20 protein-coding genes and 1 tRNA gene are annotated in these 23,198 nt (G+C 64.0%); 13 read left to right on the top strand and 8 right to left on the bottom strand.

The features are described 5' to 3' along the window. Positions 1-2: 2 nt before the first annotated feature. On the bottom strand, positions 3-569 hold the full coding sequence (locus K3A84_RS12805; RefSeq protein WP_225009871.1) for an ankyrin repeat domain-containing protein: 567 nt from the start codon (positions 567-569) through the stop codon (positions 3-5). A gap of 137 nt (positions 570-706) precedes the next feature. On the opposite strand from K3A84_RS12805, the gene K3A84_RS12800 reads away from it, so the two are divergent. From K3A84_RS12800 to K3A84_RS12775, 6 genes are read left to right on the top strand one after another with little or no spacing between them, the layout of a single operon-like run. After that, positions 707-1,330, top strand: coding sequence for an SCO family protein (locus tag K3A84_RS12800; protein ID WP_225009734.1), 624 nt, complete (start codon positions 707-709; stop codon positions 1,328-1,330). Then, positions 1,318-1,785, top strand: coding sequence for a YcgN family cysteine cluster protein (locus K3A84_RS12795; protein ID WP_318248304.1), 468 nt, complete (start codon positions 1,318-1,320; stop codon positions 1,783-1,785). Before K3A84_RS12800 ends, K3A84_RS12795 begins: the two co-directional genes overlap by 13 nt. Beyond that, positions 1,782-2,531 carry a M48 family metallopeptidase gene (locus K3A84_RS12790; RefSeq protein WP_225009733.1) on the top strand — a complete coding sequence of 250 codons (750 nt, stop codon included), beginning with the start codon at positions 1,782-1,784 and terminating at the stop codon, positions 2,529-2,531. Before K3A84_RS12795 ends, K3A84_RS12790 begins: the two co-directional genes overlap by 4 nt. Before the next feature lie 60 nt (positions 2,532-2,591). Then, positions 2,592-3,065, top strand: a complete 474-nt coding sequence (locus tag K3A84_RS12785) for a hypothetical protein (RefSeq protein WP_225009732.1) — start codon at positions 2,592-2,594, stop codon at positions 3,063-3,065. A gap of 6 nt (positions 3,066-3,071) precedes the next feature. Further along, on the top strand, positions 3,072-4,046 hold the full coding sequence (gene ribD / locus K3A84_RS12780) for a bifunctional diaminohydroxyphosphoribosylaminopyrimidine deaminase/5-amino-6-(5-phosphoribosylamino)uracil reductase RibD (protein WP_225009869.1): 975 nt from the start codon (positions 3,072-3,074) through the stop codon (positions 4,044-4,046). 14 nt (positions 4,047-4,060) lie between these two features. Beyond that, positions 4,061-4,684 (top strand): riboflavin synthase, encoded by a 624-nt coding sequence (locus K3A84_RS12775; RefSeq protein ID WP_225009731.1) that lies wholly within the window; start codon positions 4,061-4,063, stop codon positions 4,682-4,684. A gap of 206 nt (positions 4,685-4,890) precedes the next feature. Here the strand turns inward: K3A84_RS12775 and K3A84_RS12770 are convergent, their stop codons facing one another. After that, positions 4,891-6,063 carry an amino acid aminotransferase gene (locus K3A84_RS12770; protein WP_225009730.1) on the bottom strand — a complete coding sequence of 391 codons (1,173 nt, stop codon included), beginning with the start codon at positions 6,061-6,063 and terminating at the stop codon, positions 4,891-4,893. Between the two features lie 103 nt (positions 6,064-6,166). Then, the gene (locus tag K3A84_RS12765) at positions 6,167-6,961 is read right to left on the bottom strand and encodes a DUF1134 domain-containing protein (RefSeq protein ID WP_225009729.1); all 795 of its coding nucleotides are present in this window, start codon (positions 6,959-6,961) and stop codon (positions 6,167-6,169) included. Positions 6,962-7,186: 225 nt separating this feature from the next. Between K3A84_RS12765 and K3A84_RS12760 the strand changes: the two genes are divergently transcribed. After that, positions 7,187-7,279: transfer RNA gene (locus K3A84_RS12760), tRNA-Ser, on the top strand. Positions 7,280-7,463: 184 nt separating this feature from the next. Here K3A84_RS12760 and K3A84_RS12755 read toward each other — a convergent pair. The 4 genes from K3A84_RS12755 to K3A84_RS12740 form a co-directional block, all read right to left on the bottom strand. Further along, a complete protein-coding gene (locus tag K3A84_RS12755) occupies positions 7,464-8,627 on the bottom strand; it encodes a tyrosine-type recombinase/integrase (protein WP_225009728.1) in 1,164 nt (387 codons plus the stop codon). A 2-nt stretch (positions 8,628-8,629) separates the two neighbouring features. After that, positions 8,630-8,809, bottom strand: coding sequence for a helix-turn-helix domain-containing protein (locus K3A84_RS12750; protein ID WP_225009727.1), 180 nt, complete (start codon positions 8,807-8,809; stop codon positions 8,630-8,632). A 151-nt stretch (positions 8,810-8,960) separates the two neighbouring features. Continuing rightward, positions 8,961-9,257, bottom strand: coding sequence for a hypothetical protein (locus tag K3A84_RS12745; RefSeq protein WP_225009726.1), 297 nt, complete (start codon positions 9,255-9,257; stop codon positions 8,961-8,963). Positions 9,258-10,858: 1,601 nt separating this feature from the next. Beyond that, the gene (locus tag K3A84_RS12740) at positions 10,859-11,476 is read right to left on the bottom strand and encodes an SOS response-associated peptidase (protein WP_225009725.1); all 618 of its coding nucleotides are present in this window, start codon (positions 11,474-11,476) and stop codon (positions 10,859-10,861) included. A gap of 577 nt (positions 11,477-12,053) precedes the next feature. On the opposite strand from K3A84_RS12740, the gene K3A84_RS12735 reads away from it, so the two are divergent. After that, positions 12,054-16,487 (top strand): DUF642 domain-containing protein, encoded by a 4,434-nt coding sequence (locus tag K3A84_RS12735; RefSeq protein WP_225009724.1) that lies wholly within the window; start codon positions 12,054-12,056, stop codon positions 16,485-16,487. Positions 16,488-16,685: 198 nt separating this feature from the next. Then, positions 16,686-16,868 (top strand): DUF6771 family protein, encoded by a 183-nt coding sequence (locus tag K3A84_RS12730; protein ID WP_225009723.1) that lies wholly within the window; start codon positions 16,686-16,688, stop codon positions 16,866-16,868. Here the strand turns inward: K3A84_RS12730 and K3A84_RS12725 are convergent. Beyond that, positions 16,847-17,329: a hypothetical protein gene (locus K3A84_RS12725; protein ID WP_225009722.1), complete on the bottom strand. Its 483-nt coding sequence runs from the start codon at positions 17,327-17,329 to the stop codon at positions 16,847-16,849. The two genes, K3A84_RS12730 and K3A84_RS12725, sit on opposite strands and share 22 nt — an antisense overlap. A 342-nt stretch (positions 17,330-17,671) precedes the next feature. Here K3A84_RS12725 and K3A84_RS12720 point away from each other — a divergent pair, with 342 nt between their 5' ends. From K3A84_RS12720 to K3A84_RS12705, 4 genes are all read left to right on the top strand, one after another. After that, positions 17,672-19,531, top strand: a complete 1,860-nt coding sequence (locus K3A84_RS12720) for a class I SAM-dependent DNA methyltransferase (protein ID WP_225009721.1) — start codon at positions 17,672-17,674, stop codon at positions 19,529-19,531. Further along, entirely contained in the window at positions 19,528-20,886 is a 1,359-nt protein-coding gene (locus tag K3A84_RS12715; protein ID WP_225009720.1) for a restriction endonuclease subunit S, read from the top strand. Before K3A84_RS12720 ends, K3A84_RS12715 begins: the two co-directional genes overlap by 4 nt. Further along, positions 20,883-21,302: a hypothetical protein gene (locus tag K3A84_RS12710; RefSeq protein WP_225009719.1), complete on the top strand. Its 420-nt coding sequence runs from the start codon at positions 20,883-20,885 to the stop codon at positions 21,300-21,302. The genes K3A84_RS12715 and K3A84_RS12710 overlap by 4 nt, the downstream gene beginning before the upstream one ends. Before the next feature lie 66 nt (positions 21,303-21,368). Next, positions 21,369-23,198 carry a DUF262 domain-containing protein gene (locus K3A84_RS12705; protein WP_225009718.1) on the top strand — a complete coding sequence of 610 codons (1,830 nt, stop codon included), beginning with the start codon at positions 21,369-21,371 and terminating at the stop codon, positions 23,196-23,198.

Genomic DNA, 23,198 nt, shown 5'->3' with positions numbered 1-23,198 from the left:
GATCAGAAAGAGGGGCCGTAGCTCTTCTTGGCGGGCTGGGCTGCCTTGGTCCTGGCCGCGTTTTCCAGTTCGTTCAGCATCGCGCTGCCCTTGCCATCGAGCGTGGCATAGTCGCGCGCGGAGCGGCCCGAGTTGTCGGGACGGTCGGGATTGGCGCCCGCTTTCAGCAGCACGCGCACCAGCGCCACGTCGCGGCGGTGGACCGCGCTGATCAGCGGGGTTTCGCCGGTGTTGTTGGGCTCATCCACCCGCGCGCCCTGGCCCAGCAGGAAGTCCACGCCCTCGATGAAGCCGAGGTTGCAGGCCAGCACCAGCGGGGTGGTGCCCTTGTTGTCGCGGATGTTGACGTTGGCGCCCTTGCCGACGAGGAACTGCATCCACACCAGGTCGCGGCGCGCGGTGACGATGTGCAGCGCAGATTCGCCGGTGGTGATGTCGCGCGTGTTGACGATCTGGGTGCCCGGCTCGTTGAGCTGGTCGGTGACCTTGTCGGCCTCCTTCTTCTTGACCGATTCGAGGAACTTGTAGCTGTCGGAGAACTGCGCCGAGGCGGGGGCGGCAAGCCCCATGCCCAATGCCGCGAGCGCCAGCGCGCCATGCCGCGCGAAGCTGGTCCACTTGTTCACCGTTGCCGTCCTCCTGTTGGCGCCCCTTGCGGGTTCGCCCCTTGCAAGCGGCTGGTTAGCAGAGCATGAACCGGCGCGCCATGCCTCGACATCTCGCGCCCCGCCCTCTGCAGAACCGCTCGATCCTCCTAACGCTTGCCAGTGCGCTGGCCTTCGCGCTTTCTGCCTGTTCGGGCAATGCGCCCGCCGAACGCCCCCCGCTGGAAGGCGCGGCGATCGGCGGCGACTTCACGCTGACGGGCAAGGACGGCAAGGCGGTGCGCTATGCCGATTTCGCGGGGCGCTACCGTGTAATCTATTTCGGCTACACCTTCTGTCCTGATGTCTGCCCGCTCGACGTGCAGCATCTGATGCAGGGCTTCCACGCCTTCGCCAAGGACAAGCCCGAGCTGGCAACCAGGGTCGTGCCGCTGTTCATCACGGTCGACCCGGCGCGCGACACGCCGGAAAACGTCGGCAAGTTCGCGGCCAATTTCGGTCCCGAACTGGTCGGGCTGACCGGCTCGCCCGAACAGATTGCCAAAGTCGCCAAGGCCTTTGCCGTCTATTACCAGAAGCGCGACGGTACGTCGCCCGACGCCTACCTGATGGACCACAGCCGCGCCGCCTACCTGATGGGGCCGGACGGCAAGCCCATCGCGCTGCTGCCGGCGGAACAGGACGGCAAGGCCGTGGCGGCGGAACTGGCCAAATGGGTACGTTGAGCGACCACTTCTGGGAAAAGCCGATCGAGGCGCTGACCCGCGACGAATGGGAAGCGCTGTGCGACGGTTGCGGCCAGTGCTGCCTGCACAAGCTGGAGGACGAGGACACGGGCCGCGTCTGGCGTACCAACGTCGCCTGCCGCCTGCTCGACGTGAAGACCGGGCGCTGCGCCGACTATCGCCACCGCAAGGCGCTGGTGCCCGATTGCCTGCGGCTGACCCCCCGGCTGGTGCGCGAAGTGGCCTGGCTGCCGCCGACCTGCGCCTATCGCCTGCGCGCAGACGATGAACCGCTGCCCGCGTGGCACTACCTCATCAGCGGCGATCGCGAGACCGTGCACACGGCGGGTATTTCGGTAAAGGGCCGCGCAATCAGCGAAGTGCTGGCCGGGCCGCTGGAAGATCATGTGATCCCCGATCCCGAAGACCTGCTGGGCGAGGACTTCCTTCCGTGATCGACTGGCTGCGGCGTCCGGGGCGCGAGCCTGTCGCGCCAAGGCCGATCGCCCCGCGCACGATGGAGGTTGCCGGGCGCGAAATGCCGCTGGTGATCCGCAGGCTGGCGCAGGCGCGGCGGATGACGTTGCGGCTGTCGCCTGACGGCGGCGAAGTGCGCGTGTCGATCCCGCGTTGGGGCCGGGTGGGCGATGCCGAGGCTTTTGCCCGCGACCGTGCCGACTGGCTCGCCGCGCAGCTGGGCCGGATGCCCCAGCGCGAAAGCGTGGTGGCGGGCAGCGCGCTGCCCTACCGTGGCGAACATGTGCAGGTCCTGTGGCTGGCCGATGCGCCGCGCAAGCCTGTGCTCGACGATGGCGCGGTGGTGCTGGGCGGCCCGCAGGACGGGTTGCACGGGCGGCTGGCCCGCTGGCTGGAGGCCGAGGCGATGCGGCTGATGGCTGGGGATCTGGCGCACTACTGCGCGCGCGCGGGCAAGGATCTGCCGCGCCTTGCCCTGTCGCGCGCGCAGCGACGGTGGGGCAGTTGCGCTTCGGACGGGTCGATCCGCATGAACTGGCGGCTGATCATGGCGCCCGACTTCGTGCGGCGCTCGGTGGTGGCGCATGAAGTGGCGCATATGACCCACTTCGATCACAGCCCGGCGTTCCACGCGCATCTGGCCGACCTGTACGAAGGGCGCATCGAGGATGCCAACCGCTGGCTCAAGCGCGAGGGGCGTTCGCTCTACCGTCTTTTCGGCTGAGCGCGGGCCCGCTTTCGTGACAACTGGCGGAATCGGTTCGAGGCTCCTATCTAGGCGCCGATGAAAGGCTTCTTCTCCAACGTCCGACCCTTGCGCGCCTTTGCCGACCTGTGGCGCATCCTGGGTGCGCCCACCGAGCATCGCACGCGCTCGCTGCTGATGGCGGCCTGCGTCACCGGCGGCATCTTCTACCTGATGGTCCAGCAGGAAGGGCGCGGATTGCCGCGTCCGCCCAAGGTGATCTACTTCGAAAGCTGGCGCGCCGACCGCAGCGACAAGGAGATCCTGGCCGGGAACATCGCCGCGCAGAAGAGGGCCGATGCCGAGGCTGCGGAGGAAGAGCGCCACGCCGAGAACATCCGCCAGATGTACAAGGCGGTGGGCTCGGCCACGGGCCTCGACGCGCAGAAGATGTACGACGACGGTAAGGTCGAACGCGAAGCCGAGAAGAGGGCCGAGCAGGCGAAGAACGAGGCCCTGCTGCGCCAGATCACCGGCAAGCCCGTTCCCCCGGCCGAAGACAAGAAGCAGTAGTCCCGCATAGTGGCGGGGCGCAGCGACCACGACTGGCTCGACGCCGCCGCCGCGCTCGCCGCGCGCGGAAGGCCGCTGAGCCGCCCCAATCCCGCCGTGGGCGCGGTGATCGTGCGCGATGGCCGCGTCGTCGGGCGCGGCTTCACGCAGGCCGGTGGCCGCCCGCATGCCGAGGCGATGGCGCTGGCGCAGGCGGGCGAGGCGGCGCAAGGCGCCACGCTCTACGTCACGCTGGAGCCCTGCGCACACCAGAGCGAACGAGGGCCGTCGTGCTCCTCGCTGGTCCGCGAAAGCGGCCTTGCGCGGGTGGTCGTCGGCTGCGCGGACCCCGATCCGCGCACCGCCGGGATCGGGATGGAAAGCCTGCGCAAGGCGGGCATCACGGTGGACCTGCTGCGTTCGGAAACGGCAGAGGCTTCGCTCGAAGGCTACCTTGTCCGCGCCCGGTTCGGCCGCCCGCACGTGACGCTCAAGCTCGCCACCTCGCTTGACGGCTGCATCGCGCTGGCGGACGGATCGAGCCAGTGGATCACGGGCGTGGAGGCGCGCGCCCACGTCCACGTCGAGCGTGCCCGTGCGGATGCGATTCTGGTTGGCGGCGGCACCTTGCGCGCCGATTCTCCCCGGCTCGACGTGCGCCTGCCCGGACTGGAATCGCGCAGCCCCGAGCGCTGGGCGCTGACGCGCGGCACCGCGCCCGATGGCTGGCGCAAGGTGGCGGACATCACCGCGCCGCAAGCGTTCGGCGCGGCGCAGTACCTCTACGTCGAAGGCGGCGCGGGGGCTGCGGCAAGCTTTCTGGCCGCCGACATGGTCGACCGCCTGCTGCTCTACCGCGCGCCGATCGTCATCGGTCGCGGCCTGCCCGGTATCGGCGACATCGGTCTGTCCTCGCTGGCGCAGGCGCATGGGCGCTGGCGCCATGCCGTGCGGCGACGGCTTGGCAGCGACACGCTCGACGTCTACGACCGCGCCCGCTGAAGGAGATTTCCCCCATGTTCACCGGCATTGTCACCGAAATCGGCACCATCACGCGGATCGAGGATCGCGGCGACAAGCGCATGACCATCGCCTGCGCGATGGACCCGGCGAAAATCGCCATCGGCGCATCGATCGCGTGCTCGGGCGTGTGCCTGACCGTGGTCGACCGGGGTGGCGTGGCGGGTGATGCGTGGTTTGCGGTCGACGTTTCGGGCGAGACGATTTCCTGCACCGCGCCCGCGCACTGGGCGCCAGGCGCAAAGCTGAACCTCGAAGGCGCGCTGAAGCTTGGCGATGAACTGGGCGGGCACATCGTGACGGGGCACGTCGATGGCGTGGGCCATGTGGTAGGGATCTGCCCCGAAGGCGGCTCGATCCGCATCGGCATTTCCGCGCCTTCCGATCTGGCACCCTATATCGCGGCCAAGGGCTCGATCACCGTCGATGGCACCTCGCTGACCGTCAACGAAGTGACCGACCAGTCCGATGGTTCGTGCCACTTCGCGCTCAACATCATTCCGCACACGGCCGAAGTGACCACCATCGGAGCGCTGGTACAGGGCGATGCGGTCAACCTCGAGATCGATGTGCTGGCGCGCTACCTCAAGCGGATGCAGTCGCTCAGCGCCAAGGGGTGAGAGGCAGCGTTTGGGGCGGCCCACCCCAGCCCCTCCCGCAGGCGGGAGGGGAACAGGCCTGCGCTGCGCTATCATTTCCCTCCCGCAGGCGGGAGGCGACAGGGGTGGGCCCGGCACCCGTAAAGCGCCAACGTGAAAAGGGCGGGGCCTTTCGGCACCCGCCCTTTTCGTTTTCGCAGTCCGCGCCTGAAATCAGGCGGCCCACCTCACTGGGCAACATCACCCAGCGCGGCGATGAACTTGTCGATGTTGCCGGTGGTCAGGCCCGCGGCGTTGATGCGGCCCGAACCCGCCATGTAGACGCCGTGCTTTTCGCGGATGGCGAGGATCTGGTCGCCGGTCAGCGGCAGCATCGAGAACAGCCCCTTCTGCACGCCGAGCGGGGCCATGTTGACACTGCCCACCTGCTGTGCGGCGGCAAGTCGTGCGCGCACCCAGGCCATGCGGTCGCGCATCTCGTCCAGCTCGGCCAGCCACAGCGCGGTCAGGTCGGCGTCCGACAGGATCACGCGCACCGCAGCCGCGCCATGATCGGGCGGCATCGACCACGAGGCGCGTGCGACGGTGGCGCCGTTGGCCATTGCGTTGGCGAGCGCCGTGGCGTCCGACGTCACGGCATAGAATGCACCGACGCGGTCACGGTAGAGGCCGAAGTTCTTGTCGCATGAATAGGCGACGAGCGCTTCCGATACCGAGGCCAGCACCTTGCGCAGGCCATAGGCATCCGCCTCCATGCCATCGCCGAGGCCCTGATAGGCAAGGTCGATGATCGGCAGAACCTTGCCGTCCGAAAGCGTGGAAGCGATCGCGTCCCACTGGGCCTCGGTATAATCGACGCCGGTCGGGTTGTGGCAGCAGCCGTGCAGCAGCACCGCATCGCCCGGTTGCGCAGCCGCGAGCGCGGCCTGCAGCGCGTCGAGATCGGCGGTGCCTTCGGCAGTGGTGTGCTTGAAGGTGACGAGTTCGAGGCCGACCGCCGCGACGATCTGCGCGTGGTTCGGCCACGAAGGCGTGCCCATCAGGATGCGCTTCACGCCGGAACGCTTGGCTACTTCGATGGCAAGGCGCACCGCGCCGGTGCCGCCGGGCGACTGCATCCCTTCGACGCGCGAACGGTCGAAGTCCGCGCCGAACACGTGCGGGATCAGCGCGTGGACGAAGCCCATGTCGCCTTCGGGCCCGAGATAGGCCTTCGAATCCTGATCGGCGAGCAGCTTGGCCTCGGCGGCCTTGATCGCCTTGAACACCGGGGTCGCGCCTTCGCCGGTGCGATAGACGCCGACGCCCAGGTCGATCTTGTCGGCGCGCGGATCGGCGTTGTAGAGCTTGATCAGGGCAAGCAGCGCGTCTGCGGGCTGGGCGGCAAGGTTTTCGAGCATGGGCGGACCCTCCTGTCCGGTATGGAAATCGCCCGCGCCATGCCGCTGCTTGGGGCGGGCCGCAACCCCTGATTTTGGTTTTACGGCTGCGGAACGCCAGTGCTCAGAACGGCATCCAGTTCTGCTTGCGGCTGAACTTCATGTACCCGGCGTTGAGCCCGAGCCTTAGCCCCGCGCCCATTCGCACCGGGATCAGCACCACGTCCTCGCGGCGCAGGTAGCTGACGTTGAACCCGCCGACGAGGTAGGCCTGCCCCTCGCCCGCGCCATAGCGGTGGAACAGGTCGCCGGTGTCGTGCAGGTTGTAGACCAGCACGAAGGTGTTGGCGGCGTTCGCGCCAAGGTCGAGCCCGACCGAGGGCCCGGTCCAGTAGACCGGCTGATCGCCTTCGATCTTGTGGTGCAGCGTGCCCGAGCCATAGCGCAGCCCGACGACGACCGCGCCGCCCGCCTCGCGCCCGGTGATGTAGCCGATCGGCTCGCCCTGCTTCTTCAGGATGTCGCGGATCATCAACGCAAGGCCGCGCGCGCCCTTGCCGAACACGCCCTCGGCCGCGCCGATCAGGTCGTCTTCCTTGTAGGTGCCTGCTGGCGTCCCTTGTGTGCCCGCAGGCGGGGGCGGCGTGGTCGTCACGGGCAGGGGTGCCGACGTGGCGGGAACTGCGGCTGCCGCATCCACCAGCGGCGGCAGCGGCTTCGGGGTCTGCGCTTCGGTGCCGACGGGTGCGGCCTGATCGATCCGGGCCTGCGGCGTGGGCGTAGGCATCGGCGCCGGCTGGTTGAGATCCGCATCGATCGCCTCGTTCGGGTCGATCGAGCGGACCTGCGCCGATACGGTGGTTCCGGCGAGCAGGGCAAGGCCGGCAGCGGCAAGCGCGATGCGGCGGTGAAGTTTCATGTTCGGTGTTCCCATCCCATCCGGGCCTGCCAAAGCGACGCATCGCCCGCAAGGCTCCAGTGCAGGCGATGGTCGCCCCGGCACAATGAACCGGCGATGAGCCGAGTCGATTTTGCGCCCGGATGCCCCGCTGCACGCGCGTTCGGGCCCGCGCGATTATTTCCGGCAAGCGCCCTTGCTCCCCCCGAAATCGCCCGCTATAGGCCGCGCTCGCCGCTGCGATCCGGAGACGTGGGTGAGTGGCTGAAACCAACGGTTTGCTAAACCGTCGTACTGGTAAATCCGGTACCGAGGGTTCGAATCCCTCCGTCTCCGCCATACCTGCGTGTGCGCAGATTTCTCCCTGAGCGAAAATCCCCGAAAAACCGCAACTTAAGCAGCTGGTCGGTGCGCCGTTGTTTGCGGTGGTTCTCCGGTATCGGTGACGCAATTTGGGGTCGTTTTTGGGGTCGGCCTAGGCGCGCATCGGTCGCCCTTGACGAGCGACCGAAGCGCCAGAGCATCAGACCTCGCCTGTCAGGTAGTTCGACCAGTCCTGCATGAGGATCTGTCGTCGAGCCAGTGAGTCCCCCCGGCGGTAGGCCAGCTCCACTTCGTTGCCCACCTGATGTGCCAGTGCCTGTTCGGCAATCTCACGCGGAACGTCAGCAACTTCGCCGCACCAATCGCGGAACGACGAGCGGAACCCGTGGACCGTGTAGTGACTGAGCCCCTTTCGGCGCATGACCATGCTCATGATCATGTTGGAGCACGGCATGCGTTCCTTCTGGCCCGGAAAAACGAACTCGGACCCACGGGGCAGGGTCTTCAGAAATGTCACGACCTGCGTGCTCAGCGGGACGCGGTGCTCGATGCCCTTCTTCATTCGCGAACCGGGGATCACCCACAAAGCGTTCTCGAGATCGAATTCCTTCCAACGGGCACCGAGCACTTCGTTCGTGCGAGTTGCCGTATGGATAAGCAATTCGAGGGCCCTTGCGCCCATGCTGCTCTGCGTGCTGATGTCCTTCAGGAAGCAAGGGACATCAACAAAGGGCATCGCCGGGTGATGCCGCTTCACGCCCTTGCGCCGACGTCCCAGGATCGGCTCGATGTTGGCGATGTCGGCCGGGTTCTCCCCTGAGCGATGGCCCAGGACCTTGGCTGCATTCAGCACGGTGAACATGCGTCCGCGAACTCGCTTCGCCGTTTCTGCTTTCGCGTGCCAGATGGGGCGCAGGACCTGGACGATATCTTCGACCTCGACCGCGTCCACCGGAGTGGCCCAGATCGAGGAGGCATAGGTCTCAAGCGTGTTGCGCCACTGCTGGCGGTGCTTGAGGTTCTTCCACCCGCTTTCGCGATCATTGATGAGCTGGGTCGCGACAGTGCCAAAGGTGGGCTTGCCCGAAGCCTTGGCTGCGGCACGGGGGGAGACCGGGTCTATTCCCTCCGCAACCAGCTTTGCAAGGTACCGTGCCTTCTCGCGGGCTTCGGCCAAGCCTGTCAGGCGCACCGGGCCGAGGCCCTTCTGGCGTGTTTTCCCTGCCCACTGATACAGGTAGCACCAGGTTTTTGCCCCGGTCTTACCGATCTCGAGGTACAGGCCGGCACCGTCGGCGTAACGGCCCGGGGCGTTGAGGGTGCGCACCTTGGTTGCGCTGAGGCGGTTGATCTGTCGAGCCATGGTCAGTTGACCACCTTTGCGTCCGCCGCGAAGCGTTCGAGCTCCTTGGCGCAGACGCGGGTGCAGCGTCCGATCTTGGTGACTGCGATCCGGTCTTCACGGACCGCCTTGTAGAAGGTGGACCTGCTGATGTTGAGCAGGTCGATGGCCTGATCAACCTTGTAATGTGTCACGGTGTTCACGGGTGTACTCCTGAATACTGGTTCACGGAGCAGCCCGACTATCCACGCGAACGCCCCCGGGCAAAGCCGAACGGGGGCGTTTCTATGAACTGCTGTCGATTGTGGGCTGCCCGGGCCTGCGCGTGGTGCGCAGGCCGGTTCAGGCTCGGGATCAGCCGATCTCGAGCGGGCCCATGAGGTAGGCGAGGTCCTGGATGATGCGGCTCTGCTGCTTGGCGAGCGGCGTGTCGGACTCGAGGCTGTCGGGCCAGAGGAAGAGGAGCTTGTGGAGGATGTCCTGAAGCCCGCGGGCGTTCATGCCCAGCAGGGTGTCCTCGCAGGCGTACATCGTCTCGCGGTTTTTCTCGGCGTTGCCGATGCGGAGGTCGATCTTGTTCTTGGCCTCGCGGTGCGTCGCGAGCAGGTGCTGCCAGATGTTGTCGGTGGTGGTAGAGGGCTGCTTAGCCATGAGTCGTCTCCATAGGACGGTTGGTGGTCAGAGCCGGGCGGGGGTTGCACCCCCCGTTCGGCTCGCATTCCCAGGTAGGTTCGGCGGAGTCGGGTTCAAGTTGGTCCGCGGACCGATTGGTCCGTTTCGACTCCTTCTCTTGGACGATGGGCGCTTGCTGCGCACGACCGCGACCCTCGTGGGGCTCATCGGGTCGATCGCGGGTGCCCGTAACCAGTTCGCAGGCGGTCCGGGAGCGTGGCCTGCGTCGTTGCCGGGGTGCTTTCTGCAGCGATCGACGGCAAGGACGTCAGCGTGCGTCGACCAGCGTCGTCATGGGCCGGCCCAGACTGCTGGTTGTGCTGTTAGACGCCCCGGTCTTCGCTCGGCGGGCCGACGAAGGCCATGGTGGTGGCGTGTATGCGGTCAGTGCAGACGATGCGCGCGGGTCGACCGTCACGGGTCTGGCAGCATCGGGTCATGTTCATATTAACCCATATGGTTCATTGCGGTGGCTAATTCTCAGTCGTAGGGTCTGGATAGGGTAGGTCGGGGGATACCATTTCTATGAAATGGTGTCTGGAAATGGGGGAAGGTCATTCGCCTATAGAGAGAAAAAAAATTGACTCTTTCTATGATATTATATCTTAAGTTAAGTCGGGAGCATTATATAATATAACCTTCGTTTATCAGATCATAGAAACGGTCGAAAAATTTTTCTCCTATAAGCGAATGACTTTCAGCGAGCAGCCCACCGAGAACCGATGGTTAAAAGCTGGAACTCGGGCGGCAGCTGCCAACGCCGGTTTCCGGGTCCGAACTTCTTCAGGCGCTGGACCACTTTCCGGTCCACCCGGTAGGTCCGTGCCACCTCGCACACGCCGTGGCCTCGCTTGAGATCGTCGAGGATCGCGAGCTGGGGCAGCAGCGGCAGGTGGGAGTTGGGGCCTCTGAGCCTCGTCGAGATCCTGATGCAGTCCTCGCGGGTGGCTGAGGCCCGGTTTTGGAGGGCATGGATCCATTTCCGAGGTCCGCCACCTCGTTGCCGAGCGGCAACAGGCCCAGCCCGAATTTTCTCGCGCCGCTGAGCGACGATTAGGTCGCTCAAGCATTCGGGCTGCCTGTAGGTCCTCGAGGCGCTGTAGCCCCCTTCCCAGGCGCGAGAAAAATGGGTCTGCGCGGAAAGGGCATCCCCGCTGGTCGCCGCGACCTCAGGGTGAGCAGTTTCGGTATGCGGGCCCGCTCTCGAGATGGGGAACTTGAAAAATCTGTAGCAATACCCATGTATTCGGCATGTACACCATAATAGGATCCGGCTCAGTCCCTGAACATGAAGCCAAGCGAGGCCGACCTTCACTGTATCCGTTTGCATACATGGAGCGCGGAGACCACTTCGAGGTCCCCGGAAGCGGAAACTTCAGGATCGACCGCAACAAGATACTGGCGTCGACCCGTCCTTTCGAGCGCAGGCACAAGGGCGTCCAGTTCCGCATTGAGGCCGATGACCAGCATCTGCGATGCTACCGTGAACGGTGACTTCTTTGGGCCGCGAGCGTCGGCGCTGAGCTTATTGTCCCCCCAGACGATGAGGTGGGTTTCATATCGCAACTTAATATCCACCCCTAGCACAACTTTGGCGCTCGGAGTTTCGCCCACGGCTCGTCGGTTCGATCCACCTCTAGGGGCTGCGGGCAGGTCTGGCACAGGGCGAACGCGGCTTCCGGTTCCGCAGTCAGCCAGGTCGACCAATCCTGCGGTGTCAGAACCACCGGCATCCGGTCGTGAACGTCAGCCATCTGCGGGCAGCCATCGACCATGACCATGGAATAGGCATCCCCCCACTCCTGCGTCGGTCGCCAGATCCCGGCAACGGCAAAGAGCTCGGCGCCGGTGATCGAGTACCAGGTGCGCGTCATGGAGCCTTTCGGGCCCTCGGCTTCGGCCCACGCGCTTACCGGGATCAGGCATCGGCGCTTGGCGAAGCTGTCTCGCCAGAACGCCGTGCTCAGCTTGTCCTCGCGCGCGTTGTTGACCGGCTTGGGCTTGAGCTTCTGTCCCTGCTTGCCGGTTAGCTGGAGCGGGAACCCCCACGTCATGGTTCGGACCTCGCCCTGCGCAACGACAAGACCCGGATAGCCGGGGTAGACCTCGTCGCCGAAGTTGACGCCCTCGTGCGCGCGCGCGTTAAAGAGGTTGGCTACCTCGGCGACGTTGGCCCGCATCTTGTAGAGGTTACACATCCCTGCATGATCGCCCGGGCGGTGGGCGTGTCAACCGCGCTCGCACCCATGTTTCTCGCGCGCTCGAGTCGGACACCATCGCCAGTCCATCCAGCCCGCCCCTGGCTGGGCGAGGCATGGAGCACTAATCCACCCTCATAAGCAGGCAACGCGACGCGCCGACGAGCTTCCCATGTTCCAGCGGCGAAGGCGCGATCCCGCAGTCCGCCGTCGCGCCATCCGCCTGTGGCCAGATGGCGAGCGTGGGCGGCAGCGTTTCTGGGTAAAGCCGCGCCATTCGGCGTGGAATAAAAGAAGTAAATTCAGCTAGGTAGGCCAGAATGATGCCAGTAATATTATTACCGAATTGTGACCATACTGTTTATTTCCGAAATGTAACTTCATTGCTTATTTTGAAATCGCCACTTTGAACGATTTTTACCTCATTTGGTTAGGGTAATTACCCTTGTATCGTGTTAAGATTGGTTAACCGTGCCGTCATGTCGGCGCAATGGGGGCCATGATAACCGAAGTTGTAAAGGTTGGTGACGAAATTTCTGTCAGCGATGCAGGTAACTACAATTTCCTTCTGCCGCGAGTGACGGGGCTGTCCAATGGTGGCTTCATAGTCATCTGGACCAATTCGGACGGCAGATTGGGCGATCCCGACGTCGGTGTCCGTGCGCAACTATACGCTGCTACCGGAGCCAAGGTCGGCGCCGAGTTTCTCGTCAACTCTGCGTTGAACGGCGCTCAGGTCAACCCTTCCGTCACCAGCCTGAGCAACGGCGGCTTTGCGATTGCCTGGATGGACACCAGCGGGACCGGAGGCGATCCAGGCACCTCGATCAAGGCGCAGTTGTACGGTGCGGACGGGACCAAGGTGGGTGACGAGTTCCTCGTCAACACGCAGACAGCGGATTCTCAGGTCACGCCGACCATTGCCGGGCTGGCAAATGGCGGCTTTGTAGTAACATGGTACGATTATAGCGGAACGCTGGGCGATGCGAGCGGCACCAGCATCAAGGCGCAGGTGTTCGATGCCGCCGGAGCCAAGGCTAGTACCGAGCTTCTCGTCAACACGCAGACGGCGGGCTCTCAGTATTACCCCAATGTCACCGATCTTGCGGGCGGCGGCTTCGTGATCACTTGGTACGATCTCAGTGGCACGCTGGGCGATGCGGCGAGCGGGTCGATCAAGGCGCAGGTTTTCGACGCTGCCGGTGGCAAGATCGGCATTGAGTTCCTCGTCAATACCGAGACGTTGGGTGACCAGAACCGGCCGACCATCACCGGCCTTGCCGACGGCGGTTTCGTCGTGGCGTGGCAAGATTCCAGCGCCACTCTGGGCGATGCAAGCGCGACCAGCATCAAGGCGCAGAAGTTCGACGCCACCGGCGCGAAGGTCGGCGGCGAGTTCCTCGTCAACACGCAGACCACCTCCTACCAGACGTCGCCCACCATCACCGGGACGGTAGATGGCGGCTTCGTGGTGTCGTGGGAGGACCTGAGCGGGACGCTGGGGGATACCAGCGGCTATGCGATCAAGGCGCAGGCCTTCGATGCAAGTGGCACGTCGGTCGGGGGCGAGTTTCGCGTCAACACGCAGGTGGCACAACAGCAGAGGTATCCTTCCATAGCCGCGCTGGGGGATGGCAGCCTCGTGGTGGCCTGGCAGGACAATGGCGTTGGCTTGGGCGATGGGTCGAATGTCGCTGTGAAAGCGCAACTTTTCTCGCTGCCGGTGATCAACACTGCGCCCAGCTTCGGCGCGCACGGGGCCGATCTGATGGTCAACGGCGGTTTCGAGGCAGGCTCCGCCATTTCGCAGTACGAGACGACCACCTCGCTCGATGGCTGGCAGGTTGCCGCCGCAATCGACCGGATCAACGGGGCGTCCTACCCCAGCCTGCCAGCCAGTGGCGGCGACTACTACATCGATCTGAACGGGGGCACCAAGGGCGAGATTTCGCAGACCGTGACCCTGACGCCGGGGCAGACCTATACGCTCGGCTTCGATCTGAACATCAATGGGGAATTGTCGTTCGGCGGCGATGCGCAGCGCGACATCACGGTGACGGTGGCGGGGCAATCCTATCACTTCACCGCCGATGCGCCGTTTGCGTGGAAGCACCAGACCATCACCTTCGTCGCCACCGACGCGCAGACGGTGATCGGTTTTGCCGGTGACGTGCAGGACGGCGCGTTCGGCGCCACGCTGGACAACGTGACGCTTCATGCCGCGCCGTCGCAGAGCATCACCGTTGGCGAGAACACCACGGCTGTTACCACGGTCCATGCGAGCGACGCCGAGGGCGATGCGCTGACCTATGCCATCAGTGGCGGGGCGGATGCCGCGCTGTTCACGATCGACGCGGCGACCGGTGCGCTGTCGTTCAAGACCGCTCCCGATTTCGAAAGCCCTGCCGATGCGGGCGCGAACAATGTCTATGACGTGATCGTTTCGGCGAGCGACGGGACGCTGAGCGATGTGCAGGCGCTGGCGGTGACTGTGCGCGACACGACTGACACCGTGCCGCTGAAGCTGGGCGGGGAATTCCTGGTCAACACAGAGACGCGGGCCGATCAGCTCAATCCGACGATCACCGGGCTGGCCGACGGCGGCTTCGTGGTGACGTGGATGGATTACAGCGGCACGCTGGGCGATGCGAGCGATCGCAGCATCAAGGCGCAGCTTTTCGGCGCAGATGGGGCCAAGGTGGGTAGCGAGTTCCTCGTCAATACCCAGACCAGCGGCGCGCAGACCGACCCGGCCGTTACCGCGCTTGCTAATGGCGGGTTCGTGGTCACCTGGCATGACTCCAGCCAGACGTTGGGCGATGCCAGCGGAACTAGCATCAAGGCGCAGGTGTTCGGCGCCGATGGTTCCAAGGTCGGGGGCGAGTTCCTCGTCAACACCCAGACTGCCGACATGCAGCTGTTCCCGGTCGTCACCGACCTTGCCAACGGCGGCTTCGTGGTGACGTGGATGGACCCGAGCGGGACGCTAGGCGATGCCAGCGAGTGGAGCATCAAGGCGCAGCTGTTCGACGCAGGTGGAAACAAGGTAGGCGGGGAGTTTCTTGTCAACACCCAGACCTCCCAGTCACAATACGATCCGACCGTGACCGGGCTGGCCAATGGCGGCTTCGTGGTGTCTTGGACGGACGGCAGTCTCGATGATGTCGATCCGACCAGCATCAAGGCGCAGGTTTTCGCTGCGGATGGGGCCAAGGTGGGCGGTGAGTTTCGCGTCAATACCCAGACCGCAGGCAACCAGTTGACGCCCACTGTTACCGGTCTTGCCGGTGGCGGCTTTGTGGTCACGTGGAGCGACGCGAGCGGTACGTTGGGCGATCCCTACGCGACCAGCATCAAGGCGCAGCTTTTCGGCGCAGATGGGGCCAAGGTGGGGAGCGAATTCCTCGTGAACACCCAGGCCAGCAGCGTGCAGGATTTGCCCACGGTAACGGCGCTTGCCGGTGGCGGCTTCGTGGTGGCGTGGGAGGACGCCAGCGGCACACTGGGCGATGCCAGCTCTTGGAGCGTGAAGGCGCAAGTGTTCGGCGCGAACGGTTCGCGGGTGGGTAGTGAGTTTCTAGTCAACACGCAGACCGGCTCTGCACAATGGCGTCCGAGTGTCACAGGCCTCGACGATGGCGGCTTTGCTGTGGCTTGGATGGATGGCAGCGGCACGCTGGGCGACGCAGATGGGGCTGGCATCAAGGCGCAGGTCTTCACCTTCAAGGCGCCGGTCAACCATGCCCCTGCCATCGACAGCAACGGCGGTGGGGCCGGCGCGAGCGTCTCGGTGGCCGAGAACACCATCGCTGTGACGACCGTGCACGCCACCGATGCAGAAGCGGGGACGACGATCACTTACGCCATCACTGGCGGGGCCGATGCCGCGCTGTTCCAGATCGACGCAGCCACGGGCGCGCTGCGCTTCAAGGCCGCACCCAACTTCGAGATCCCTGCGGATGCGGGTGGGGACAACGTCTACGACGTGGTCGTTACTGCCAGCGACGGCGTACTTACCGACACGCAGGCGCTGGCCGTGACCGTCACCGACGTGCTCGAATACAATCTGATCATCGGCACCGCCAAGGGTGACAAACTGGTGGGTACCACCGGCAACGACTGGTTCGACGGCAAGGCAGGGTCGGACAAGATGGCGGGCGGGCTTGGCGATGACGTCTATGTCGTTGAGGTGAGCGGCGACAAGATGACTGAGAACGTCGGCGAGGGCGTCGACACGGTTCGCACCGCCCTTGCCAAATATACGCTGGGCAAGAACCTCGAGAACCTCGTCTTCATCGACGATACCGGGCACAAAGGTTATGGCAACGTGCTCGACAACCACCTGGTTGGCGGAGCGGGCGCAGACCTGCTCGACGGCAAGACCGGGGCCGATACCCTGGAAGGCGGCGCAGGCGACGATCTCTACTACATCGACAGCGTCGGAGACATCGAGGTCGAAACGGGGGATGGCGGGACCGACAGCGTCTTTGCCACTGTGAGCCACGTGCTCTCCGACCAAGTCGAGAACCTTACGCTGAAAAGCGGCAAGCTGGCGCTCGACGGTTCGGGCAACGACAGCGCCAACGTGCTGATCGGCAACGCCAATGCCAACCATCTTTCGGGCCTTGGCGGCGACGATCGCATCGTCGGCGGCAAAGGGCTCGACGTACTGACCGGCGGGACGGGCGCGGATACCTTTGCGTTTGACACCAAGCCGAGCAACAGCAACCGCGACACTATCACCGACTTCACCCACGGCGAGGACCGGCTGACGTTCAGCCTCACGGTGTTCAAGGGCTTTGCCGCGACCGGCGCGGTGGATGCGGGCGCATTCTGGGCAGGTGCAGGCGTCGATGCGGCGCACGATGCCGACGACCGCCTGATCTACAACACCACCACCGGCACCCTGTGGTACGACGCGGATGGCAATGGCAAGGCCAAGGCGGTGCAGGTGGCTCTGCTGGAAGGACACCCGACGCTGGATTTCACCGATCTGTTGGTTGTCGCCTGACTTGGGCTCGGGCTGGAGGGGCTCGCCCCTCTATGAAATTTTGAATTCTTGAGAATATGGCCGCCTTCGGGGAACAGCCCCGAGGGCGGCCTTTCCGCTTGTCAGGCGACCTGCAATCCCAAGGGAACCGGCGAGGGATACATGTGGTCGGGGGCAGCGGGTCTTGTAAAAATGTTCCTCATATGTTCCAATGAGGGTATGGGACTCGAACCAGACACGATCGCCAAAGCCATCCTCGCTGCCCCCGGCTGGGCGCGCGTCGGCATCACCGCGCCGAATGAGCGTCTGCGGGAGGACGCAGCTCTGGAACTGGCGCGCGCCATCACCAGCGAAGCACCGCCCTGGGTCATGGACGACGCTCAGCTGAAACTCGCGCTGTGAACCGTGCGCTGGACCACGGCAGGGACGCACCAGCCGACCTGCATCTTTGAAGCTGCCTGTTTCCATCGTGCGGTGAAGCCAGTCTGCCGGTGCGGGCACAGCGCAACCTTCAACCCGCATGGGCTGTGGTGGCTGTTCCAGCAGCGCCACTGGAACGACACCTTCACCAGTGCGGGGGCAAGGTTTTGGTGCATCGTCTGCGCCATCGCCACCCGCAAGAAGGTCAAGGCCGTCCGGATCGAGATCGTGAGACCGTCGGAGGCCGACATCGTCCTGCCTTGGCCCGATGAGCGCGAATGGAAACGGGCGATCAGCAGGTTCCGGGCCTGATGGCCTCGCAGGTGCACCTCAGGTGCCAGAAACCCTGAATGCCAGCCTCGCGCAGTTAAGGGCTGTTGGGGCAGATGGTGGGGCGTGATGATGTCATCGCGACGTGTGCCGGCGGTGGTGCCGGTCAGCATGGTGACCCGGCCAGAAGGGTAGGACCTTCATTACCAACCTGCGGACCCGGCTGGTGCGATACCCCCTTGATTTTGCCGCTGAAAATTTCCCAATTTTCGGTCCGTTGCCATGTTTTCCGTTGAGAATGGTGCTCTTGAGAAGCTCATTTGCTGAGCGTGGTCTAGATTGCAGGCATCCAACAATCGGTTGCTCAAACTGATCACGCATTTGCCTACAAGAAATGGCACTTCATACCTTGAGGATGTTCGCGTGAGTTGGATAGATCCCCGTTGAGCGCACGCTGGGCTTGACTGCCGCGTCTCCTCGCGCAGCCACAGTCGAAATAGGATTGCGACCGGATAATGGATCATAAGGGACTTTCGGACCGCCTGATCGAGGCGCTGACCGCGCTTGGGGGATCGGCGGGCAACGGCAAGCTGCGCGATGCGCTGGGTTGGGACGAGGCGACTTATGCCGAGGTGAAGGACGCGCTGGTGGCGGCTGGCGCGCTGGTGCCCGGGCGCGGCCGGGGCGGTTCGGTGCAACTTGCGACCGGAACTGTCGCTCCCGCCGTGCAAGGTGAAGCGACGGCACCTGTGGCGCACAAGGAGAAGAAGGCGGTGAAGGCCACGGCGAAGAAGGGCGGCGATCTCGGCTTCGAGGGCGAGCTGTTCAAGGCGGCGGACAAGCTGCGCGGCAACCTCGAACCATCAGAGTACAAGCACGTCGTGCTCGGCCTGGTGTTCCTGAAGTACATTTCGGAGGCGTTCGAGGCGCATTACGAGCGGCTCTCGCAGGAAGAATACGCCGATCCCGAGGATGCCGAGGAGTACCTTGCCGCCAACGTGTTCTGGGTTCCGGCCGAGGCGCGCTGGTCGAACCTTCAGGCCAACGCCAAGCTGCCCGAGATCACTTTTGTCGACGTGACCACCGGGCGCGAGAAGAAGGGCGACATCGGCGGGCTGATCGACAACGCGATGGAGGCGATCGAGAAGGCCAACATCACCGTGCTGAAGGACGTGCTGCCCAAGGGCTATGCGCGGCCCCAGCTCGACAAGACGATGCTGGGCGAGCTGATCGACCTGTTCGCCAATATCGACATGCGCGGCGATCATGGCGAGGCGCGCGACCGGCTGGGCCGCGCCTATGAATACTTCATCTCGCAGTTCGCCGGGGCCGAGGGCAAGCGCGGGGGCGAGTTCTACACGCCCCGATCGGTGGTGCAGACGATCGTCGAGATGCTCGAGCCGACGCAGGGCCGCGTCTATGACCCCTGCTGCGGGTCGGGCGGGATGTTCGTGCAGTCCGAACGGTTCATCGAAAGCCATCAGGGCCGCGGATCGGACATTGCGATCTATGGGCAGGAGCGCAACCATACCACTTGGCGGCTGTGCCGGATGAACCTGGCGGTCCGCGGCATCGACGCCGACATCAAGTGGAACAACGAAGGCTCGTTCCTGCGCGACGAGTTCGCGCAGAACAAGTTCGACTTCATCATGGCGAACCCGCCGTTCAACATTTCGGACTGGTGGCAGCCGCAGCTGGAAGGCGATGCGCGCTGGGCCTTCGGCACCCCGCCGCAGGGCAACGCCAACTACGCCTGGCTCCAGCATATCCTGCACCACCTCGCCCCGCGCGGGACGGCGGGCGTGGTTCTGGCCAACGGCTCGATGTCCTCGCAGCAGTCGGGCGAAGGCGAAATGCGCAAGGCGCTGGTCGAGGCCGATCATGTCGACTGCATGGTCGCCCTGCCGGGGCAACTGTTCTACTCGACCCAGATCCCGGCCTGCCTGTGGTTCCTCGCGCGCGACAAGAGCGCGAACGGCCACCGCGATCGCCGGGGCGAGATCCTGTTCATCGATGCGCGCAAGCTGGGCCACATGGTGGACCGCACCCGGCGTGAGTTCTCAGACGAGGACGTGAAGCGGATAGCGGACACGTACCACCGTTGGCGCGACTGGCCGGACGCTGTCGCCGCAGCGGGTCTGGAGCCTTACGCGGATGAACCGGGCTTCTGCCGGTCGGCCACGCTGGACGAGGTGCGTGGGCATGGGCACGTGCTGACGCCGGGGCGCTATGTCGGCGCAGCGGACCTGGAAGATGACGGGATCAGCTTTGAAGAGCGGTTCGGCGCGCTGCGCGACAAGCTGTCAAAGCAATTCTCAACATCGCGCGCGCTGGAGCATGTGATTGAGACAGCGATGGGGAGCATCAGGGCATGACTGCTGGTGTTGCTTCAATCGGAGATTTGATTGCGCAAGGCCACGCTCAGATCCAAACTGGCCCGTTCGGATCGCAACTACATTCCTATGACTATGTGATCTCCGGCGTTCCCGTTGTTCCAACGGAGGCGATCCGAGAGCGGCGCATTGATCGTGAAGTTTGCCCCCAGATCAGCCCGGACAAGGCTTCTGAACTAACTCGGCACAGTTTGCGTGCTGGCGACATTCTATTCGCGCGGCGCGGCGTCCAAGCGACAGGTCATATCGGTGTGGTCAGGCTCCCCGAAGAGGGCTTCATTTGCGGGACCGGAGCAATTCGGCTGCGCGTTGCCTCTGGAAGCAACGTAGTTTGCGGAGAATACCTCTCGCATCTTCTTGCGGACCCGGCATCAATTTCCTGGTTCAAATTCCACGCGATCGGCGCGACGATGCCTAACTTGAATGAAGGTATTATCCGCGATTTCCCTCTAAAATTGCCTCCTTACCAATACCAGCGCGCTATCGCCTCGATCTTGTCCGCGCTCGACGACAAGATCGAGCTGAACCGGCGGATGAACGAGACGCTGGAGGCGATGGCGCAGGCGATCTTCCGCGACTGGTTTGTCGATTTCGGCCCTGTCCGCCGCCAGCAGGCGGGCGAGACCGACCCCGTCGCTATCATGGGTGGCCTCACCCCCGATCCCGCGCGCGCGGCGGAACTGGCGGCGTTGTTCCCCGATGCCTTTGATGAGGATGGCCTGCCGATAGGGTGGACTGAGCCCAGCCTCGCTTCTCACGTAGAAATCATCGGCGGCGGAACGCCAAGAACGTCCAATCCGGCTTTCTGGGGGGGCGAAATACCTTGGTTCTCGGTTGTCGATACACCGTCTGGCAGCGACGTGTTCGTCTACTCCACCGAAAAATCCATTACCGCCGAAGGCGTAGCAGGAAGTTCTGTCCGACTCATCCCTGCTGGTACCACTATAATATCGGCACGCGGAACTGTTGGGAATTTGGCAATTTCTGCCCGAGAGATGGCATTCAATCAGTCGTGCTATGCCCTGCGGTCATCGAAGGGTGACTATAATTTCTTCATTTACCTCTTGGCGTCCCATGCCGTTGAACGGTTACGCGCCATGGCCCATGGATCTGTTTTTTCTACGATCACGCGGCAAACCTTCGATGCGATGTCGTTCCCCAGCCCACCACTTCCAATCCTTGACGCGCTCGAAGCACTACTCGGGCCGATGTTTGATCGGATTAAGGCAAGCGTTGCCGAAAACCACACTCTCGCCGAAACCCGCGACTACCTGCTCCCGCGCCTGATGTCGGGCGAGGTGCGCGTGGGCGATCTCGAACTGGAGAGCGCCGCGTGACCGCCGACCGGGAACAGATCAGGCAGGCGTGCATCGCCATGCTCGACGCGGCAGGCACGGAGCATCCGCTGGGGCATCAGCCGAGCAAGGCCCGGCGCTATGTCGTGACCGCGCCCGGCGGCAAGCCGCACGAGGTGATGTTCGAGCAGAACGAGAAGGTTCCGCCCAACATCTGGATCACCACTGCGTCTGCCGGCGGGCTGGTTGGCGGGTCAATCGAACAGAAGCCCTCGCCTGCGGCTAAGCTGCGGACGCGCGACGGCAAGAACGGCAAAGTCCTCTACGGTCGCCACAGCGCGCTGGAAAAGATGTCGGAACTTGGCGACGCCGATCTCGTGTGCTTCAATCCTCAAACAATTTTCGAAGTCCGTACAATTGTTGACCAAATTCTAAGTCACTCAGCCGCAGGGCCTTGAGCGACGCAGAACTTGATCGACCGCCGGACGGCGTGCGGCACGCGACCAGACAGGAAAAGCAGGGACATGACCGAACAGAGCATCGTTTCGCAGGACATGACGCTCAAGCGGCTGTTCCAGGACTTCTACCGCGTGCCCGATTACCAGCGCGAGTACGTGTGGGGTGAGGCCGACGCCAAGGGCGAAGGCGGCGACCAGGTCGACCAGTTCCTGTCGGACATCCACATCGAGTTCGAGGCGGCAACCCAGCACTTCGCGCCCGAATATTTCATCGGCACCATCGTCGTGTGCAAGGGCGATGACGAGGTGTTCGAACTGATCGACGGCCAGCAGCGCACCACGACCGCCTATCTCACGCTCTGCGCCATCCGCGATGCGCTGGCAGATCTGGGCGCGGACGTGCCAGATGAACTTGCCAACCAGATTGCCGCCAGCACCATCGATTGGCAGGGCCACACGGCCTATCGTCTGCGCCTCGATGTGCAGTACGAAGACGCGGGCGGCGTGCTTAAGGGCTATGCCGAGGGCGACGCCGCGCAGACGCCGCGCGATGGCTCTCGCTCGATCCGCAATCTCGGCGGGGCGTATGACACCGTCCGCGATTTCCTCACCACCACCTTTGGCGACGACAAGGCGCAGGTTCTGCGGTTCTACGGCTATATCACCAACAAGGTGAAGGTGATCCGCATCGAAACGCCGACCATCGCCAAGGCGCTGAAGATCTTCGAGACGATCAACGATCGCGGCGTTGGCCTCGACGCGATGGACCTGCTCAAGAACCTGCTGTTCATGCACGCCAAGGGGCATGAGTTCTCCGAGTTGAAGAAGGTCTGGAAGGAACTGACCGACGAGATCTACGCGGTGGGCGAGAAGCCATTGCGGTTCCTGCGCTACTACCTGCTCGCCACCTTCGACATCGACAGCAAACTGCGCGAAGACGCGATCTACGACTGGTTCCAGAAGAACGCGGCGCTCACGCTGCACACGTCTCAGCCTCTCGGTTTCGCCAAGCGCCTGAAAGAGGCCGCGCAAGCCTATGCCAATTTCTCGCGCGGCAGGAACGCCTATGGCGCGGCCGAGCCGGGTATCGAGAATACGCGCCTGCTGGGTGGCCAGTCGATCAAGCAGCACTTCATGCTGCTGCTGGCGGGGCGGCACCTTGCCCCCGGACAGTTCGCCAAGCTCGCCGTCGAAATCGAGAAGACGATGTTCGTCTGGCTGCTGACGGGCACACCGGCCAAGGACTATGAGCGCAAGATCGTGGACGCCGCACGCAAACTGCGCGAAATCAAGGTCGAAGAGTTCGACGGCTTTGTCGCTGCAACCTTCGTGAAGGAGCGCGCGGACCTAGCACCGGCCTTCGGACGCGCGCTTCGCGAATTGAAGTCGTGGGATCTACGGCAGTTTCGTCTGCGATACCTATTGGCGAAGATCACCCAGGCCGTCGATCTGCAAGCCTATGGTCCCAGCGACTCCCGCGACCGCCTTTCGGACTACACGGCGGGCGGCAACGACATCGAGCACATGCTTGCCGACAATGCCGACGTTGAGGCGCGGGAAGAGTTTGGCCCGAGCGCGGAAGACCAGGAAGTCATCCAGAGCCTGGGCAACCTGCTGTTGATCGAGAAGTCGATCAACCGTTCGATCTCGAACAAGCCGTACACCGTGAAGGCGCCGCATTACGGGCAGTCCAAGTTCCTGCTGGCGCGCTGCCAGCCGGACCTTGACGCCCAGATCATCGGGGCTGCGGACAAGATCACGAAGACGGTTCAGTCGCTCGAATGCTGGCCCACCTGGGATGCGGAGAAGGTCGCCGAACGCCAATTGTTCCTGGCGAAACTCGCCTGCCAGATCTTCGACGTGCCGGCGACGGTGGAACCCAGAGTGTTTGCCTGA

This window comes from Novosphingobium percolationis (assembly GCF_020179425.1).
GTDB classification, from domain to species: Bacteria; Pseudomonadota; Alphaproteobacteria; order Sphingomonadales; family Sphingomonadaceae; genus Novosphingobium; species Novosphingobium percolationis.
This window is presented reverse-complemented; position numbering and strand designations above follow the sequence as displayed.